A 17,745-nucleotide genomic window follows, 5' to 3' on the forward strand; every position below is an offset into this window, starting at 1 on the left:
AGATATATTTATAATTATTTAAAACTTTAAAGGAGCATGACATGTTAAGCTTATGTATGATAGTAAAAAATGAAGAAGAAAATTTAAAAGAGTGCCTAGAAAAATTAGAATTATACATAGATGATATAGTGATTATAGATACAGGTTCTACTGACAAAACAAAAGAAATAGCAGCTGAATTTACAGATGAAATTTATGATTTTAAGTGGTGTAATGATTTTGCTGCGGCAAGAAATTTCTCGCTTTCAAAGGCATCAAATGATTGGATATTAGTAATAGATGCAGATGAAATTCTCACTGAGTTTTGTTTACAGAGAATTATAAAATTTATTGAGAATAAAAATAATCAACGAACAGTAGGAAGAATAAAAATAGTTAATTTATTTGAAGAAAAAATAGGAATAGAAAGAGTTAGTAGGATTTTTAATAGAAATTACTATCATTATGAAGGAATTGTTCATGAGCAGGTTACATCTTTAAATAGTAAGAATTATAAAACAGCAGATGTAGATATTATTGTAGAACATATGGGATATACACAAGAAATGGTTCACAGAAAAGATAAAATTAAAAGAAATATTACACTTTTGAATAAGATATTAATGGACAATCCAGATGATTCTTACATATATTATCAGTTAGGTAAAGCTTACTATATGGAAAAAGATTATACTGAAGCTTGTAATAATTTTATTAAGGCACTAAATTTACTATCAAATTATGCATATGAATATGTAGAAGATTTAGTAGAAAGTTATGGTTATGCTTTAACAAATTGTGGAAGATTTAACGATGCACTTGTAATACAACAATATGGTATATATTATGATACTTCACCCGATTATAATTTTCTAATGGGACTTATATATATGAACAATGCAAAATTTGCTTTAGCTGTAGAAAGTTTTATAAAATGCATTGGAAATAATGAAGGAAAAATATACGGTATTAATTCTTATTTACCTAATTATAATATAGGTATCATTTTTGAGTGTTTAGGATATAGGGAAGAATGCTTAGAATATTATAGAAAATGTGATGACTATCAACCAGCAGTAAAAAGAATAAAGACATTGTTAAACTAAAAATTGTTTGTAATTAATTAAAATAAATTAAATATGAAGGTTCAGGATGAGTCGTTATTTTCTTTCAAATATCAGGATGATATGAAAGAAGGTAACGACTTTTCTTTGTATATATTTAACAAATCAGGAAGGCGGGTGGTGTAAAAGGGTGCTAAGGCACATGTGAAGGGGAATTTATTATTTAAGTAATAAGAATCAACAGATAGAAAGGGAAGTCTATCTGTAAAGTATTTCAAGGAGGTAAAAACATATGATAATTAATCACAATATGAATGCATTAAATGCTCATAGAAATATGATGAACAATGTAGGCAGAGCAGGAAAAACTATGGAAAAATTATCTTCAGGTTTAAGAATAAACAGAGCTGGAGATGACGCAGCAGGACTTGCTATTTCTGAAAAAATGAGAGGTCAAATTAGAGGGCTTGACCAAGCATCAAGAAATGCTCAAGATGGTATTTCAATGATTCAAACTGCTGAAGGTGCTTTAAATGAAACACACTCAATTCTTCAAAGAATGAGAGAGTTAGCAACTCAAGCGGGTAGCGATACTAACAATGATGATGATAGAGGTCAAATCCAAAATGAAATAAACCAATTAACTTCTGAAATCAACAGAATAGGTAACACTACTGAGTTTAATACTAAAAAGCTTTTAAGTTCAGGTGTATCTAATGAAGTTAAAGATAATATTTTAACTGGGCTTAAAAGTGGATGGCTTGAAGCAGCAGAACAACTTATTGGAGATAAGTTTGGTTTAACAGGCAAAGATACTACACAGTTGAAAATTGTTTTAGAACCTAAGGCTGAATATGGCGAACTTGCTCATGTAGGTGGAACTTCATCAGTATTAGAATTAAATATAGATACTACTGATTTTACACCAGGTGATGGAGAAAACGGTACTAATATTCATGGTGAATTATTTAATGACCGTATTATAGCTCATGAAATGACACATGCTGTTATGGACGATGCTCTTGGCATAAATAAAATGAATGATCTTCATGCTAATAATAAGGTTTGGTTTATAGAAGGTACTGCTGAATTTATACCTGGTGCCGATGACAGACTAAAATCAGTTGTAGGAACAGCAGGATCCATAGATGATACTAAAGTAACAAATCTAGTAAATAGAGCTAAAGATTTATTAGATGGAGCAAATTGGACAGGCAGTGATGAAGATTATGCAGCTGGATATGTTATTACTAAATTTTTAGATAACAAATTAGAAGCTAATGGTAAAACTATGGCAGATCTTATGGGTGACATAAAGACTTCAGCATCAGGTGGTAGTGCTGCATTAGAGACGGCTATTGTAGGTAATACAGTTTTTACATCTTTTGCTGATTTTAAAGCAGGCTTTGAAACTGATGCAGCTAAGTATATAAAGAAACAAGGGACTTATTCAGGAAATGGTATTACTTTAAATTTTGGAACAACTGAAAATGATATGGGTTCTGTTGCTGGTTCTGATCACAGAGGGGCAACTGACTTAAATGCAGCAGGTGTAGTTGATGAAACAGGACTTACATCTACAGAACAACCACTTCAGCATTTTGAAGTTATATGGCCTGATGAAAATTCTTCTTCTGGAGAAGTAACACTTCAAATAGGGGCAAATCAAGGACAAAGCTTTAACCTTCAACTAAAAGATATGCGTGCAGCTGCTCTTAAAATAAGTGGAGGAGCAGGCAAGGAAGTAACATCTAAGGATGGAAGTGCTACTGCTAAATTTACTAAAATAGATAATGATGACGCAAGTAAAGGTGTTACAAATGGAACAGAAAGTAAAGTGGTAGAGTATGCATTAGATGTTTCAACTCACGAAAATGCAACAGCTGCTATTGAAATTTATGATGATGCTATAAATCAAGTATCTACATTTAGATCATCTTTAGGTGCTGCACAAAATAGATTAGAACATACTATTAATAACCTTAATAATACAAGTGAAAACTTAACAGCAGCAGAATCAAGAGTTAGAGATGTTGACATGGCTAAAGCAATGATGGAATTCTCTAAAGATAACATTCTTCAACAAGCTGCTCAGGCAATGCTTGCACAAGCTAAACAAGCTCCACAAGGGGTTCTTCAATTACTTAGGTAATTGAGGTAAGCAGTGACTTAAGGAACGGAATTTCTTTACTGATTTTTTAAAATTATATACTAGAGTGTAATTTTAATTTAAGTAAAATGTAAACTACAGAGCTAGACTTTGTAGTTTCTTTTATGTTTAAAGGAAGTGAAATGTGGTAAAATAAGTCTTAAGAAGAGGTGAAAAAATGGAGAAAAATTTAATGTGACTGGAAATTGTATGCCAAATAAATATTTTATGGTTGGTATATAAAAAAATAATAATATTATGGAATTTATAGAAGAAAAATAGAAAAAATCAAAATAGGAGGTGTTTGCATGAATGAAAGAGAAGAATTAATAGAAGAGCTATTGCAAGAGTTTAAGCTTGTAAAGTATAGACAGAAGATGCTGGATATCATGGAGAAAAAGTTGTTCCAAATGAGATGTTTAGCAAAGCAAGTTAAGCAGGAAAACCTTACTGAAAAAGAGATACAAGTATTAAATGCTAGGGTAAATAACTTAGCACAGCAGGTTAGAGCATTAGATGGTGAAAGTAGAAGAAAAGAAGATAAAAGAATACTTGAATGAGCATCAGTGGTAAGGCAGTAGCTGATGGTGCTTTATATTTTTGCTTGGGTAATTACATATATAAATGGTACTAAAGTATTAAATTATAAATACGATAATATCTTTAGAGTATAATGATTAAAATGGAGTTGATAATATGAGATTAAGTCATAACCTAGCTTCTCTTAATATATATAGAGAATATAATAAAGCGTTGCAAAGACAGAGTGGTGCTTTAAATAGAATATCATCTGGATACAAGATAAATAGTGCAAAGGATAATCCTAATGCTATAGCAAACAGCGAAAGAATGAGGATGCAGTTAAGAGGACTTCAAGCAGCTCAAAAAAATGCTCAAGATGGTGTTAGTATGCTTCAGACAGCGGATGGAGGAATTAGCAATATAACATCTATGCTTCAAAGAGTAAGAGAACTTACTGTAAAAGCGGGTAGTGGTGCTAATAATTCTGAAGATGTAGAGATTATCCAAAAAGAAATTAATCAAATGATAGAAGGTATTGATGATATAGCTAAAAATACAGAATTTAATGGGGTAGCTTTATTAAATGCAGAAAAAAATCCAAATGTTATTTATGATAATAATAGTCCGAGTAAAATATTGAGTATGCCTATAGGTGCTAATGTTGGTGAAAAAGTGGATATACCAATGTATGATATATCTAGCAATAATATAGGTGGCGAAAACAATTCATTAAATAAATTAAATACTAATGCTGATGCTTCAGGAGGAATTTTAAATTTAGGCGTAGATGAAGCATTATCTGTAATAGATGGAGCAATAGATGGTGTGTTAGGGGTACAAAGCAAATATGGTGCGTTAGAAAACAGATTTGAAAGTACCTATAATAAAACAGGAGAAATACATGATAATATACAAGGAGCAGAAAGTAAAATAAGAGATGCAGATATAGCCGAAGAAATGATAGAATTTACTAGAAATAATATTTTGAGTGAAGCGGGAAATGCAATGATGGTACAGTCAAATAAGTTTCCACAGGATATTTTAAGAATATTAGAAAATGTAAGGTCCAGATAAGCTGTTATGGTTTGTCTGGATATTTTTATTGAAAAAATTGAAATTTACAGCAAAATATTGTAAAATAATAATGGTATTAAAACTGAGTATAAAGTGAAAATAGTAGCTAGCATGATATATAGAATGGGAATTATTTTGTTAGATATAAACCAGTATAATTAGTTATTGATGCTTTGAGTATTACCAAGTAGTTAATAATTAGTTGTTCTGGTTTTTGTTTTTAATAATAGAAAAATATAGGCATTAATACATGAAAATTTTAATACTAATAAAATTTGAATTAAAGTATGCGTGATTTAATTTAAAATTTAATTTTATATAAAAAATATTTAAAACTATTTAAAAATATTTAATGATGTTATATAATATTAGAAGAAGACATATTTGTATAGAAACAACTAATTAATGTAAAAAATATGTTGTGTAATGTTAGAAAATGCTAAATGGTTTTAACAAATGATAAAATCAGACATAAAAATAAGAAAAAATGTATGTCAAGAAGGAATTTAGTAGTTTTTTGTATAATATATATAGTAACAAAGGGGAGGATTTAATGAACATAGGAAATATATCTGAAAGTCAAAAAACATATGACATTTTAAAAAGAGGTTTAGATGCTTCGGCAACTAGAGAAAAAGTTATAGTTAATAATATAGCTAACGTTAATACTAAAGGTTATAAAAAAAATTATGTTACATTTGAAGATACGTTAAAAGAATCTAAGAATGAACTTGAATTGAAAAAAACCAATAGAAAACACATTAGTAATAACGATAGTGATTATGGCGAAATTAACATAAAAAGAGATGAAAGTACAAGTATGAAAAAAGATGGTAATAATGTAGACATAGATAATGAGATGGTTAACTTAGCAGCTAATAATCTTAAATATAATGCGTTGGTAACTGAATTAAATTCGAGAATGTCAATGACAAAATATGTAATAACAGGAGGAAGGTAATATGAGTTGTTTCAATTCTCTTAGAATAAGTGCTAGCGGACTTTCAGCTGAGAGGCTTAGGATGGATACTGTTGCGTCTAATATAGCAAATGTTTCCACAACAAGAGGCGAAAATGGACAACCTTATAGAAGGAAAGTTGCTGTTTTTGAAGAAAATTTGAGTAATGAATTAAACAAATCTACAAATTCTTATGAATCTAAGTTAAAAGGGGTCAGGGCTGTAGGAATTGAAGAAGATCAATCGCCTTTAAGAAGAGTTTATGATCCTTCACACCCAGATGCAGATGAAGAAGGATATGTTCTAATGCCTAATGTCAATATCTTAAATGAGATGGCGGACATGATGGTGGCATATCGTGCCTTTGAAGCGAATGTTACTGCAATGAATTCAGAAAAAAGTATGTTTATGAAAGCACTTCAAATAGGTAGATAGGAGAGAATATTATGAAGATTAACGGATTTATTCCAAACACTAAGATATATTCAAAAAATGAAACAAAAGAAAAAAGTAAATTATCCAATGGTTCAGGATTTGCAAATGTTTTAAAGGAAAAATTAGATGAAGTTAATAATAAACAGTTGACCGCAGAAAAAACAACTGAAGCTTTTGTAAAGGGTGAAGATGTAGATATTCATGAAGTTATGGTGAAAACTGCAGAGGCAGATATGGCATTGAAACTTACTGTACAGATAAGAAATAAACTTGTAGAGGGCTATCAAGAGCTGAATAGAATGCAGGTGTAATAGGGAGTGCTAAGTAAATGGACAAAATAAAACAACATATAAAGAAACTGGCAGAGAGTTTCAAAGGACTTAGCAAAGGGAAAAAAATAGCTTATAGTGTACTTACAGTAGGAGTAATTACTTCAATTATATTTTTAACTGTTTATCTTAATGCTACTAATTATGTCGTGCTGTTTAGGGAGATGGATCCTAATGATGCACAAACAGTACTTGCTAAGCTTAATGAGAAGAAAATTCAATATACTGTTAAAAATAATACCATAAGGGTACCAGAAGATAAGGTGGCAGAATTAAGAATGGATCTTGTTCCACAGCTTACTAATGGAAATCGAGGATATGAAATACTTGATGAGGGAAGTAAGTTTGGAATGACAGATAAGGAAAGAGCAACAAAATACAAAATTGCTATTGAAGGAGAACTTGCTAAGACTATAAGAACATTTCCAGAAGTTAAACAAGCCAAAGTTCAATTAGTTATGCAAGAAGAAAGTAACTTTTTTAGAGAATCAGAGGATGCCACAGCTTCTGTAACTTTGGAAGTTACTCCAGGCAAAAACATAGCAAAAGACCAAATCAAGGCTATAGTTTCATTGGTTACGGGAAGTGTTAGAAATCTTCCAAAAGAAAATGTTAAGGTTATTGGAATTATAAATGGAGTTACCAAAGAGTTAAGCGAGAATTTATTTGAAAATGAAGAAAATGTAGATTTAGGAACAGCTACAACAAGACAAAGAGAATATGAAAAAGATTTAGAAAAAGAATATGAAAAGAAAATAGTATCGTTATTATCATCTACATATATAAAGGGAGTACAAGTTGCTGTTGATGTAGAAGTGGATTTTGATGCAGCAGAAAAAACTTCTGTTATCTGGGACAAAAATCCAGTTGTGATAAGTGAAGAATCAAAAAAAGATATTAATACTTCAAGCTCTGAAAAAGAGAATAGAAGTCCAATAGACGATAATATGTCTAATACATATACTGATGAAAATGGAAATGTAATAAGTTCAAGTCATGAAGAATATAAGAAAAATTATGAAGTTGGTAAAATTGAAGAAAAAGTGGTATCATCCCCAGGTAAAATTAAAAGAATAGCGGCTTCTGTAATAGTTAATGATAAGGATTTAAATGAAGAAGAAAAAGATAAAATAAAAAACACAATTGCTGCTGCTATTTCTTATGATCAATCAAGAGGAGATATTATAAGTATTGAAGGAATGAAGTTTAACAGTGGAATCAGTGAAGCGGCAATAGAACAGGAAGCTAAAGCAGCAGAGGAAGAAGAAAACAGAAAGAAGATGCTTATGTATAAATATATAGGAGCTGGTGCTGCAGCGCTTATAATGTTACTTGTGATATTAATATCACTTAAAAAGTCAAAAAAAGTGAAGAAAGAAGAAAAAATTCAAGGTATGGATGTTGTTATCGATGATAATATACAGCCAAAAGAAACACTGGAACCAATTGATTTTGAGGAAGATAATGAAAGAAATCATGTGGAAAATGAAATTAAGAGATATGCTTCTGAAAAACCAGAACAGGTTGCTGAAATTATAAAATCTTGGATGGCAGAGGATGAAAGGTGATAGCATATGGTAAAAGAAAATAAATTAACTGGTGTTCAAAAAGCTGCCATTCTATTTATAACTCTTGGACCAGAAGCAGCTTCAGGTATTATCAAAAAATTACCGGATTCAGAAATTCAAAAAATAACTTATGAAATAGCTAATATAACATCGGTTAAACAGGAGCAAAGAGGCGAAATCTTAGAAGAATTTATAGAAATAAATAAAGCAAAAGATTATATTTTGGAAGGCGGTTTTGAGTATGCGAAGAATCTTTTAAGCAAAGCGCTTGGTACTCAAAGGGCTAGAGAAATTTTGGACAAGGTTACAGAAGCTACTCAACAATATAGACCTTTTGCTATTGCTAGAAAGGCGGATGCTCATCAATTATTAAATGTTATTTCTAACGAACATCCTCAAACGATAGCTCTTATATTATGTTATCTTCAGCCAGATAAATCAGGACAAATAATGGCAGAACTTCCAGAAGATATACAAACGGATGTAGCATTTAGAGTTGCAACTATGGATACTACTTCACCTATGGTAATTAAAGAAATTGAAAAGGTACTAAATAGTAAATTATCATCAGTTGTAAGAACTGATACAACTTCTATTGGTGGAGTAGAAACAATTGTTGATATATTAAATCAGGTTGATAGAACAACAGAAAAGAATATTACAGAAGGTTTAGAGAGAGAAGATCCAGAATTAGCAGAAAAAATCAAACAATCTATGTTTGTATTTGAAGATATTCTTACATTGGATGATGTATCTATACAAAGAGTTCTTCGTGAAGTGGAATCAAAGGAGCTTGCGCTTGCATTAAAAGGATGTTCAGAAGGTGTTGCAGATGCAATATTCAGGAACCAATCAAAGAGAGCAGCTACTTCATTGAAGGAAGATATAGAATTCTTAGGACCTGTAAGACTTATGGATGTTGAGAAATCTCAACAGAAAGTTGTTAGTATAATAAGAAGGTTAGAAGATGCAGGTGAAATAATTATTTCAAGAGGTGGAGAGGATGCTATCATCGTATAAGGTTATAAAGAACAGAAGCGTTGTTGAAACTGGAGAGAAAAAAATAGATACAGATTATGGTATTCAAAAAAAGAAAGAATTATCAGAAAAAAATGCTAAGGATTTTATAGAAAACTATGAGGTTTTAGCAAAAACTATGCTGGAAAATGCTAGAAAACAAAGTGATAATCTCTTAGCTAAAGCATATCAGGAAGCTAGAATTATAGAAGAAGAAGCTTACAAAAAAGCTTATGAAAAGGGAGAAAAAGAAGGATATCAGAATGGATATGAAAAAGGTGCTGCTGAAGCTGATGTATATTGTACTATGGTCAAAAGCAGAGCTGAAAATGAAGTGAGAACTTTAAATAATAATGCTGAAGCACTGTTGCATGAAGCTAAGAAAGAATATGTAAAATATTTAGATGAAAAAAAAGAAGAAATAAAAAGTCTTATACTTACTATTATTGAAAATGTTTTTAAAAGAGAAATCAAGGATGAAAATGCTGTAAGTAGTATGCTTATTGATGCAATGGAAATGGCGGTTAAGTCTAAAACTGTAATTATTAAATGTAGAAGTAATTATGTGGAAGATATAAAATCTACAATAGATATCTGGAAACAGGGAGTTGTATTCAAGGGAGAAATTTTTATAGTACCAGATGATAATCTACAAGAAGGTAGTGCAATAATTCAAAGAGAAAATGGGAAAATTGAAATAAACATAAATGATGCCCTGGACAAGATTAAAGAAATAATTGAGAATGAAGCCTAACTAGGTACTAGATTTTAGATATTAGGAGAGATGTTTTAGTACCTAGTACCTGATTCCTAGCACCTAAATAATAAAAGAGGATTGGTTAGCTTTGAGTATTTCACTAGATTTTGCGGGATTAGAAAAAAAAATAAAAGAATATGATTTTAAATATGTAGAGGGAATGGTTAAACAGGTTATTGGACTTACCATAGAAGCAGAAGGAATCAAAGCTTTTGTTGGAGAGGTATGTACTATATACAATGAAAAAAATAAACCTATTATTTGTGAAGTTGTAGGATTTAAAGAAAAAAATATAATTTTAATGCCTTTGGGTGAATTAAATGGAATTGCGCCAGGATGCAAGGTGGTTTCTTCTAAAAAACCTTTAAGTGTAAAATGTTCTGAAGAACTGTTTGGGAGAGTTCTTGATGGCCTTGGAAGACCATTAAGAGGTGAAGAAATTAAGAATGGAGTTGAATATCCACTAGATACAGCTCCACCAGATCCTCTTAAGAGAAGAAGAATAAAAGATGTTATTGCAACAGGTGTAAGAGCTGTGGATGGTTTTTTAACTTGTGGTGAAGGTCAAAGAATAGGGATTTTTGCAGGAAGTGGTGTTGGTAAGAGTACTACTCTTGGAATGATTGCAAGAGAAGCTAAAGCAGATGTAAATGTAATATCTCTTATAGGTGAAAGAGGAAGAGAAGTTTTAGAATTTGTAGAAAAAGATTTAGGCGCAGAAGGATTAAAAAAATCAATAATAGTTTGTGCAACTTCTGATCAACCTGCTCTTGTAAGACTTAAAGGAGCTTTTACAGCTACTGCTATAGCAGAGTATTTTAGAGATAAGGGTAAAAAAGTTATCCTTATGATGGATTCAGTAACAAGATTTGCTATGGCACAAAGAGAAATTGGACTTGCTATTGGAGAACCACCTGCTACTAAAGGATATACTCCTTCTGTATTTGCTATGATGCCGAGGCTTATGGAAAGATCAGGCATGTCAGAAAAAGGCTCAATTACGGCATTTTATACAGTATTAGTGGATGGAGATGATTTTAACGAACCTATTGCAGATGCAGTAAGAGGTATTTTGGATGGACACATAGTCTTATCTAGAAATTTAGCAGCAAAAAACCATTATCCAGCTATTGATGTGTTAAGTAGTGTTAGCAGACTTATGTCTCAAATAGCAGATGAAGAGCATAAAAATGCAGCATCTTTTGCAAGAGACTTAATGGCTACTTATAATAATTCAGAAGACTTAATAAATATAGGTGCTTATGTAAAAGGAAGTAATGAAAAAGTAGATTTAGCTATTAAATATATTGATTCTATAACTAACTATTTAAAACAGGGAATAGATGAACATTGTAGTTTTAATGAAAGTATTGAAAGAATTAAAAGTATGTTTAAATAAATTTCCTAAATAAGTAGTATAGTAAGTAAAGCAATAAAATATTGAAATAATCCCAATGTGTTAACTTTTATTAAGTAGGTGATATTATGGCTTTTAATTTTAGACTTCAAAAATTACTTGATATAAGATGTGATAAAGAAGAAGAAAGTAAGAGAATATTTAAAAAATCTCAAGAAGAAAAAATTAAAGTTGAGAATAGATTAGAAGAGTTGAAAAAAAATTATAATAAATATTCAAAAATTGATTTTAACTGTAGTGGGTTACAGAGAAAGATAAGACTAAATTATTCCAATGCATTGGCTCTTAACATAAATGATACGTCAGTAGAACTTGAAAATAAAATTAGAGTTTTAGAACAAAAGAGAGAAGAGTTAAAGCAGAGGCAGATAGAAAGAAAAACTGTTGAAATCCTTAAGGATAAACAACAACAAGCTTATATTAAGGAGCAAAAGTTAATAGAACAAAAAAACAATGATGAATTTGCTCTTTATGGTTTTATAAGAAATTTAAAAAACAAGTAATTTGAAAGGAGGTGAAAAGAATGAATGGTGCTGTTATAAACGCTGTGAAAAATATTAAAACTGCTTCAACAAGAACTAATACAAAAACTTTAAAAAACGATTCAACACAAAAGAAAAGTGAGTTTGGTGAAGTGTTTTCTAATATTGCTAATAAAGAAATAAAATCACAACAAATTAAGGATGAAAATTTAAAAACAGAATTGCAAAATAATGACGATAAAACTGTTAAAGATAATAATCAAAGCTTAAGTAAAACAGAGTTAAAAAAATCCGAAATTAATGATGATAAAGCTGAAGATTTAACTGATAGTGAAAAAGTTGATGAGAAATTATTGACTTTGCTTCAGAAATTTTTAAATGGTAAAATTACTTTAAATGAATTGCTACTAAAGGCTGATGAAAATTCGTATACTTCAGAGGAATTTATAGATGCATTAAGTGATGATATATCAAAGTTGGTTTTTACAGATATGCCAGAAAAAGGTGATCTTAAAAATGATATAGCTGAAGTGCTAAAGAAAAACTTTTCAGATATTCTAGGAGAAAAATCTGCTTTGAATGATACAGATGCTAATAAGCTTATGCTGTACAAGCTTTTACAAAACGCTGATAAGGATATTTCAAGTAATCTAAAAAATGAAATAATTGAGGCAGTAAAGAAAAACTTAGATTCCATGAAGCTAAACAACAATATGGATAGCAAAGTTGAAGAGCAAATATTGAAAGAAATAAAGAGTAAGTTATTTGAATTAGAAGATGGACAACCATCTAATATGGAAGAAAGTTTTAAGATGGATATAGCTCAACTAAGACGTGCTAAAATTAACCAAAATACAAATGTGGTTCAGCAGGAAATCAAATCTCAAAATGCAGTAGGTAGTTTACAAAATTCTGAAAGTGATGACTTGTTTAATCAAAATAATAATGATGATAGTAAGTTATTAAAAGAATTATTATCTGACAACAAAAATGATGGAAGTTCTAAAATTAATAAAGCAGTTAACTTTATGACTCAATTTAACAAAATTAATCAGAGTGATTCTGTATCATTTAGACCACAAAATATGGTGGTTAATAGAAGTAACTTTATAAATGATGTGATTAAAAACGTTAAATATATTGAATTGAACAATATGAAAGAAATGACAGTAAAAGTTATGCCAGAAGGATTAGGAGAATTAACAATAAAGCTTACTATGGAAAGTGGATTGATGAAAGCACATATTACTGCTTCAAATAAAGAAGCTTATAATTTACTTAATTCAAATATTCAAGATTTAAGTGATAAGCTTGGTGATCAACAAATTAAAATTCAAAGTTTTGCTGTAGATATTAATAATGGTAATGACCATTTCAATAACGAATCAGCAAGTCAAAATAATCAACAAAATAAAGGTAGCAGAAATAGATTGATTTCAGCTATTGATGATGAAGATGATTCTAATATATCTGAATCAGAAATTTTAGATATCAGAAATTTAAATATGTTCGCCTAAGGGGGTAAAACAATGGCAGGTGTAGATGGTATTTATGGTGGGCAAAATGTTACAGAAAATGGAACAAGAATAGTAAAAAGCAGTCAGGAAATGGACAAAAACGCCTTTTTCAAAATTTTGGCTGCTGAGTTAAGAAATCAGGACCCAACTAATGCAAAAGATGGAACAGAATTTATTTCTCAAATGGCACAGTTTTCATCTTTAGAGCAAATGGCGAATTTAAACAATACAATGAGCTTTAATGCTGCGAGTTCTTTAATTGGAGGGAAAGTCAAGCTGAACAATTATGATATGGATGGACTACCATATGAAGGAATTGTTACTGGAGTAAAAAAACAAGGAAGCTCTATGAAGGTAGAGGTTAGAGTTATAAAAGAAAACATAAAGAATGGTGCAGTAAGCTATGAAAACAAAGAGTTTGATTATAAAGATGTAGTTCATGCAACAGGAGCTTCACCAAAAGACATTATTACTGATGAAGATTTAGCAACATCTATTTTACTTATTGGAGAACTTGTTGAATTCAAAATTGAAAAAGATGGGGAACAAGTATATGGAAGAGGCTTTGTTAAATCAGTAACTAAAGATTCCGAAGGTATTAAATTAACTGTGGATATAGGTGATAAGAAGGAAGAATTGATAAATATTAAGTATGAAGAACTTATTGGTAATAGTGATGATAATACTGATAATGGTGATACTAGTGATAATGAAAATACAGAATCATAAAGTATTTGTACATTCTAGATAATTTATCGATTTGAAAGTATGGATAACAAATAAGAAATATTAGAATAAAAAGTTTGGTGATGTATATGGGATATAGAGTTGTAAATGGAAAACTGTATCCTGTTGGTGATTTTCCGCAGGCTTATGATAGTCAGAAAAAAGCCAATAAGATAACAAAAGAAAACAGTTTTGATGAAATACTAAAAGGTAAATTAAATAAAGATGAAAGTTTTACTATATCAAAGCATGCAGCTCAAAGGCTTAAAGAGAGAAATATTAGATTTAATGAAGTTGATATGAAGAGTATAAATGAAGGTATTAACAAAGCTAAAGAAAAAGGAGCAAAGGAAGCCTTGATTCTATATAAAAATGCAGCTTTGGTTACAAGTATAAAAAATCGAACAGTAATAACTGCTGTTGATAGTGAAGAAAGTAAAGGAAATGTATTTACTAATATTGATAGCGTAGTTTTATTATAAGGCTGGACCGAAAGGAAGCCCATTCTCTGCTGAATGATGGAAGCAGAGAAAATACAATTGTTAATTAAAAAATGGAGGTTTTAAAATATGTTAAGATCAATGTCATCAGTTATAAGTGGATTAAATTTGAATCAAACAACTTTAGATATTATAGGTAATAACATAGCCAATATGGGTACTACAGGATATAAAGCTCAAACAGTAAGCTTTGCAGATAATTTAAGTCAGAGTATGACAGATGCTTCATCTCCAACTCCAACTCGTGGAGGTAGTAACCCAATTCAGGTAGGTCTTGGTGCTTCTATAGTAGGAGTAGATACTGTTTTGACTCAGGGAAATTTTCAGCCTACAAACAGAAATCTTGATTGTGCTATAGATGGAGATGGGTATTTTGTTGTATCAGAGGGACCGACATTGTTTAATGATGGTGCGGATAAAAGTGGTGATAATAAGGAAGTAGGAAAAGAAACAATAAAAGTTGATTCAGATACACACAAAATGGTTGATAATCCAAGAGAGGCTAATGTTTTATATACAAGAGATGGTTCATTCAAGCTTGACAAAGAAGGAAATTTGATTACTTCTGCAGGGTACAGAGCACTTGGATATTCTTTAGTTGATAATAAGGCTGAAAAATATGGTACAGATGGTGCAGATAAAAACACAATTCAAAGTATGGATGATAGTGGAAAGATTAATTTTGTTGACGCAAACTCTATAGATGCTGAGAAATTTAGTGCAATAAGAGTAGCTACTAACAAAGTTGATAAAGACGGAGGAACATCAACTAATTATCAAAATGAGCTTAAAACTATAAAAATTCCTGAAATGATAAAATGTCCTAAAGAAGATGGAACTTTTGATCCTGATGATCCTAAAAAGTGCAGAGAGGTGCGAGTTAAAAATTTTTCTATAGATAAAAATGGATTAATTAAAGCAACTTTAGATGATGGTAGTACTTCTGTAATAGGTCAATTAGCTATGGCTTCATTTACTAACCCTGGAGGTCTACAAAAGATTGGTGGAAACTGTGTAAAGGAATCACCAAACTCCGGTGATCCTTTACTTAAAAGTGGATATATTGGACATTATGATAGTGGCGATGGTTTTGATCAAAACGCAAAAGCTGTAGATAATTCTAAGTCATTTGGTACTGTAGTAAATGGATGTCTTGAAATGTCAAATGTAGATATTGCAGAACAGTTTACTAAGATGATAGAAGCAACAAGGTCATTCCAAGCAAATGGAAAGATGATTAGTACTGGTGACGAAATTCTTCAAGACCTTGTAAATCTTAAAAGATAGTTAATATAGTTGAGAGTTGATATGCTGTGTCAATAAATTGACATTAGCAGTTAAGAGTATCATAAAAATTAAGAATTAACAATTATTGTTGTTTTGCTTAATGTAAAACTTAGATTAATAAAAATATAATTATAGTTTTTCTGAAAGAAAAACATATATCATTGTTAATTCTTAACTCTTAATTCTTAACTCGTAATTGTTAACTGAAAAAAAGTTGGGGGTTTTAACATGATAAATGTTACTGGGTTGAACAATAAGACAATGATTTTGAATGCAGATCATATAGAAAAAGTTGAAGAAATGCCTGAAACGTTAATTACATTAACTAATGGGAAAAAATATATTGTACTTGAATCTACAAAGGAAGTAGTAGAAAAAATTATTGAGTACAAGAGAAAAATCTTTACAATGTATTCATAGGAGGCAGTTGTGATGAAAAGACAGGATATGCTCACGCTTATAGGTATGATAGCCGGTGTTGGTATGATTATTTTTGGAATGGTAAATGGAGGAACAGTAGGAATGTTCATTGATCCATCATCCATAGCTATAACCGTGGGAGGTTCATTTTGTGCATTATTAATTAACTACCCGATAACTGAGTTTAAAAGGCTTGTAAAGGTAGTTGCACAAGCTTTTAAAGAAACAAGTATGGGTGGAGTTGAGATTTTAGATAGTTTTTCAGAACTCTCAAAAAAAGCAAGAAGAGAAGGATTATTATCTCTTGAGGATGATATTGAAAAAGTAGATGATGACTTTCTAAAAAAAGGGCTTCAGATGGTAGTTGATGGTATTGAACCTGAAACAATAAAAGATATTCTTGAACTTGAAATTGGAGAAATGGAAAAAAGGCATAAAGATGGTGCTGATATGTTAAAAGCTTGGGGTGGGTACGCACCAGCTTTTGGTATGCTTGGTACTCTTATTGGACTTATTCAAATGCTTGCAAACCTTAATGACCCATCAAGTCTTGGACCAGGAATGAGTAAAGCACTTATAACAACATTTTATGGTTCGCTATTGGCAAGTTTAGTATTGAATCCTATGAGTGCTAACTTAATGTATAAAAGTGGTCAGGAAATAACTGTAAAAGAAATGATGCTTGAAGGTGTACTTGCCATTCAGTCTGGCGTTAATCCGAGAGTAGTTGAAGAAAAACTTGTATCTTACTTAAATCCAGATGATAAACAAAAATATTATCAAAGTCAATCAGCTGGTGAGGTGGGAGAAGATGTCTAGAAGAAAAAAAAATCAACCAGAACAAGGTGGAGGTGAAGAATGGCTGCAGACTTATGCAGACACTATAACTTTAGTATTAACGTTCTTCGTTTTACTCTATTCATTTTCAACAGTTGATGCAGCAAAATTCCAGCAATTAACAAATTCACTTCAATCGATAATGGCTGGGAAAAGCAGTAATGGAATTTTAGAGTTTAGTTTACATGATGGAGAAGTGCCCATTGTAGGACAACCAGTTGAACTTGGACCTAAAAATCCTGGTAATAGTAATGAAATGTATAATAAAGTAAAAGGTTTTATAGAGGAAAATGATTTGAATGGAACAGTTCAAATAAAGCGAGACAGCAGAGGAATAATTATGGAGCTTAAGGATAATGTTCTATTTGATATTGGAAAGGCAGAAATAAAGGAGCAGAGTAAGGAAATCTTAAATAAAATAAATAAGCTTATATCTTCTATTCCAAATGAGATTATAGTTGAAGGGCATACAGACAATGTGCCTATCCATAATTACAGATATCCCAGCAACTGGGAACTATCTACTCAAAGAGCTGTTAATGTTTTAAAATATTTTGTTCAAATAAAAGGACAAAACCCTGGAATGTTTCAAGCTGCTGGCTATGGAGAGTATCGTCCTATAGCACAAAATAATACATATGAAAATAGGGCCAAAAATAGACGTGTAAATATATTAATAACAGCAAGTAAAAAGGAGAAGAAGTAG

19 protein-coding genes are annotated in these 17,745 nt (G+C 30.7%); all 19 read left to right on the plus strand.

What is annotated here, in order from left to right; all coding sequences use genetic code 11:
• Nucleotides 1–41: 41 nt before the first annotated feature.
• The 19 genes from OW763_RS04835 to OW763_RS04925 all read left to right on the plus strand — a co-directional run bounded on the left by OW763_RS04835 (nt 42) and on the right by OW763_RS04925 (nt 17,745).
• Nucleotides 42–1,085 (plus strand): glycosyltransferase family 2 protein, encoded by a 1,044-nt coding sequence (locus OW763_RS04835; protein ID WP_268039948.1) that lies wholly within the window; start codon nt 42–44, stop codon nt 1,083–1,085.
• Between the two features lie 250 nt (nt 1,086–1,335).
• Nucleotides 1,336–3,195, plus strand: coding sequence for a flagellinolysin (locus OW763_RS04840; RefSeq protein WP_268039949.1), 1,860 nt, complete (start codon nt 1,336–1,338; stop codon nt 3,193–3,195).
• Between the two features lie 305 nt (nt 3,196–3,500).
• Nucleotides 3,501–3,752 (plus strand): hypothetical protein, encoded by a 252-nt coding sequence (locus OW763_RS04845; RefSeq protein WP_268039950.1) that lies wholly within the window; start codon nt 3,501–3,503, stop codon nt 3,750–3,752.
• A 136-nt stretch (nt 3,753–3,888) separates the two neighbouring features.
• Nucleotides 3,889–4,788, plus strand: a complete 900-nt coding sequence (locus OW763_RS04850) for a flagellin N-terminal helical domain-containing protein (protein WP_268039951.1) — start codon at nt 3,889–3,891, stop codon at nt 4,786–4,788.
• Between the two features lie 553 nt (nt 4,789–5,341).
• Nucleotides 5,342–5,749, plus strand: a complete 408-nt coding sequence (flgB, locus tag OW763_RS04855) for a flagellar basal body rod protein FlgB (RefSeq protein WP_268039952.1) — start codon at nt 5,342–5,344, stop codon at nt 5,747–5,749.
• A gap of 1 nt (nt 5,750) precedes the next feature.
• Complete coding sequence (flgC, locus tag OW763_RS04860) at nt 5,751–6,182, plus strand: flagellar basal body rod protein FlgC (RefSeq protein ID WP_268039953.1); 432 nt, start codon at nt 5,751–5,753, stop codon at nt 6,180–6,182.
• Between the two features lie 11 nt (nt 6,183–6,193).
• Nucleotides 6,194–6,493 carry a flagellar hook-basal body complex protein FliE gene (gene fliE, locus OW763_RS04865; RefSeq protein ID WP_268039954.1) on the plus strand — a complete coding sequence of 100 codons (300 nt, stop codon included), beginning with the start codon at nt 6,194–6,196 and terminating at the stop codon, nt 6,491–6,493.
• Between the two features lie 17 nt (nt 6,494–6,510).
• Nucleotides 6,511–8,079, plus strand: a complete 1,569-nt coding sequence (gene fliF / locus OW763_RS04870) for a flagellar basal-body MS-ring/collar protein FliF (protein ID WP_268039955.1) — start codon at nt 6,511–6,513, stop codon at nt 8,077–8,079.
• Nucleotides 8,080–8,085: 6 nt separating this feature from the next.
• Entirely contained in the window at nt 8,086–9,099 is a 1,014-nt protein-coding gene (fliG, locus tag OW763_RS04875) for a flagellar motor switch protein FliG (RefSeq protein ID WP_268039956.1), read from the plus strand.
• Entirely contained in the window at nt 9,083–9,850 is a 768-nt protein-coding gene (locus OW763_RS04880; protein ID WP_268039957.1) for a fliH protein, read from the plus strand. Before fliG ends, OW763_RS04880 begins: the two co-directional genes overlap by 17 nt.
• Nucleotides 9,851–9,941: 91 nt before the next feature.
• Nucleotides 9,942–11,252, plus strand: coding sequence for a flagellar protein export ATPase FliI (fliI, locus tag OW763_RS04885; protein ID WP_268039958.1), 1,311 nt, complete (start codon nt 9,942–9,944; stop codon nt 11,250–11,252).
• Between the two features lie 83 nt (nt 11,253–11,335).
• Nucleotides 11,336–11,773 carry a flagellar export protein FliJ gene (gene fliJ / locus OW763_RS04890; protein WP_268040632.1) on the plus strand — a complete coding sequence of 146 codons (438 nt, stop codon included), beginning with the start codon at nt 11,336–11,338 and terminating at the stop codon, nt 11,771–11,773.
• 20 nt (nt 11,774–11,793) lie between these two features.
• Entirely contained in the window at nt 11,794–13,269 is a 1,476-nt protein-coding gene (locus tag OW763_RS04895) for a flagellar hook-length control protein FliK (RefSeq protein WP_268039959.1), read from the plus strand.
• A 12-nt stretch (nt 13,270–13,281) separates the two neighbouring features.
• Nucleotides 13,282–13,998: a flagellar hook capping FlgD N-terminal domain-containing protein gene (locus tag OW763_RS04900; protein ID WP_268039960.1), complete on the plus strand. Its 717-nt coding sequence runs from the start codon at nt 13,282–13,284 to the stop codon at nt 13,996–13,998.
• Nucleotides 13,999–14,084: 86 nt separating this feature from the next.
• The gene (locus OW763_RS04905; RefSeq protein ID WP_268039961.1) at nt 14,085–14,477 is read left to right on the plus strand and encodes a TIGR02530 family flagellar biosynthesis protein; all 393 of its coding nucleotides are present in this window, start codon (nt 14,085–14,087) and stop codon (nt 14,475–14,477) included.
• An 87-nt stretch (nt 14,478–14,564) separates the two neighbouring features.
• On the plus strand, nt 14,565–15,782 hold the full coding sequence (locus OW763_RS04910; protein WP_268039962.1) for a flagellar hook-basal body complex protein: 1,218 nt from the start codon (nt 14,565–14,567) through the stop codon (nt 15,780–15,782).
• A 228-nt stretch (nt 15,783–16,010) separates the two neighbouring features.
• Nucleotides 16,011–16,202: a flagellar FlbD family protein gene (locus tag OW763_RS04915; protein WP_268039963.1), complete on the plus strand. Its 192-nt coding sequence runs from the start codon at nt 16,011–16,013 to the stop codon at nt 16,200–16,202.
• A 12-nt stretch (nt 16,203–16,214) separates the two neighbouring features.
• A complete protein-coding gene (locus OW763_RS04920; RefSeq protein ID WP_268039964.1) occupies nt 16,215–17,021 on the plus strand; it encodes a motility protein A in 807 nt (268 codons plus the stop codon).
• Nucleotides 17,014–17,745: a flagellar motor protein MotB gene (locus OW763_RS04925; protein ID WP_268039965.1), complete on the plus strand. Its 732-nt coding sequence runs from the start codon at nt 17,014–17,016 to the stop codon at nt 17,743–17,745. Before OW763_RS04920 ends, OW763_RS04925 begins: the two co-directional genes overlap by 8 nt.

Source organism: Clostridium aestuarii (assembly GCF_026735135.1).
Classification (GTDB): domain Bacteria; phylum Bacillota; class Clostridia; order Clostridiales; family Clostridiaceae; genus Clostridium_H; species Clostridium_H aestuarii.

Bases quoted from the DNA above. Each gene is read 5' to 3' on its own strand.
- OW763_RS04835 (WP_268039948.1), top strand. From the start codon at position 42: ATGTTAAGCTTATGTATGATAGTAAAAAATGAAGAAGAAAATTTAAAA.
- OW763_RS04840 (WP_268039949.1), top strand. From the start codon at position 1,336: ATGATAATTAATCACAATATGAATGCATTAAATGCTCATAGAAATATG.
- OW763_RS04845 (WP_268039950.1), top strand. From the start codon at position 3,501: ATGAATGAAAGAGAAGAATTAATAGAAGAGCTATTGCAAGAGTTTAAG.
- OW763_RS04850 (WP_268039951.1), top strand. From the start codon at position 3,889: ATGAGATTAAGTCATAACCTAGCTTCTCTTAATATATATAGAGAATAT.
- flgB (WP_268039952.1), top strand. From the start codon at position 5,342: ATGAACATAGGAAATATATCTGAAAGTCAAAAAACATATGACATTTTA.
- flgC (WP_268039953.1), top strand. From the start codon at position 5,751: ATGAGTTGTTTCAATTCTCTTAGAATAAGTGCTAGCGGACTTTCAGCT.
- fliE (WP_268039954.1), top strand. From the start codon at position 6,194: ATGAAGATTAACGGATTTATTCCAAACACTAAGATATATTCAAAAAAT.
- fliF (WP_268039955.1), top strand. From the start codon at position 6,511: ATGGACAAAATAAAACAACATATAAAGAAACTGGCAGAGAGTTTCAAA.
- fliG (WP_268039956.1), top strand. From the start codon at position 8,086: ATGGTAAAAGAAAATAAATTAACTGGTGTTCAAAAAGCTGCCATTCTA.
- OW763_RS04880 (WP_268039957.1), top strand. From the start codon at position 9,083: ATGCTATCATCGTATAAGGTTATAAAGAACAGAAGCGTTGTTGAAACT.
- OW763_RS04895 (WP_268039959.1), top strand. From the start codon at position 11,794: ATGAATGGTGCTGTTATAAACGCTGTGAAAAATATTAAAACTGCTTCA.
- OW763_RS04900 (WP_268039960.1), top strand. From the start codon at position 13,282: ATGGCAGGTGTAGATGGTATTTATGGTGGGCAAAATGTTACAGAAAAT.
- OW763_RS04905 (WP_268039961.1), top strand. From the start codon at position 14,085: ATGGGATATAGAGTTGTAAATGGAAAACTGTATCCTGTTGGTGATTTT.
- OW763_RS04910 (WP_268039962.1), top strand. From the start codon at position 14,565: ATGTTAAGATCAATGTCATCAGTTATAAGTGGATTAAATTTGAATCAA.
- OW763_RS04915 (WP_268039963.1), top strand. From the start codon at position 16,011: ATGATAAATGTTACTGGGTTGAACAATAAGACAATGATTTTGAATGCA.
- OW763_RS04920 (WP_268039964.1), top strand. From the start codon at position 16,215: ATGAAAAGACAGGATATGCTCACGCTTATAGGTATGATAGCCGGTGTT.
- OW763_RS04925 (WP_268039965.1), top strand. From the start codon at position 17,014: ATGTCTAGAAGAAAAAAAAATCAACCAGAACAAGGTGGAGGTGAAGAA.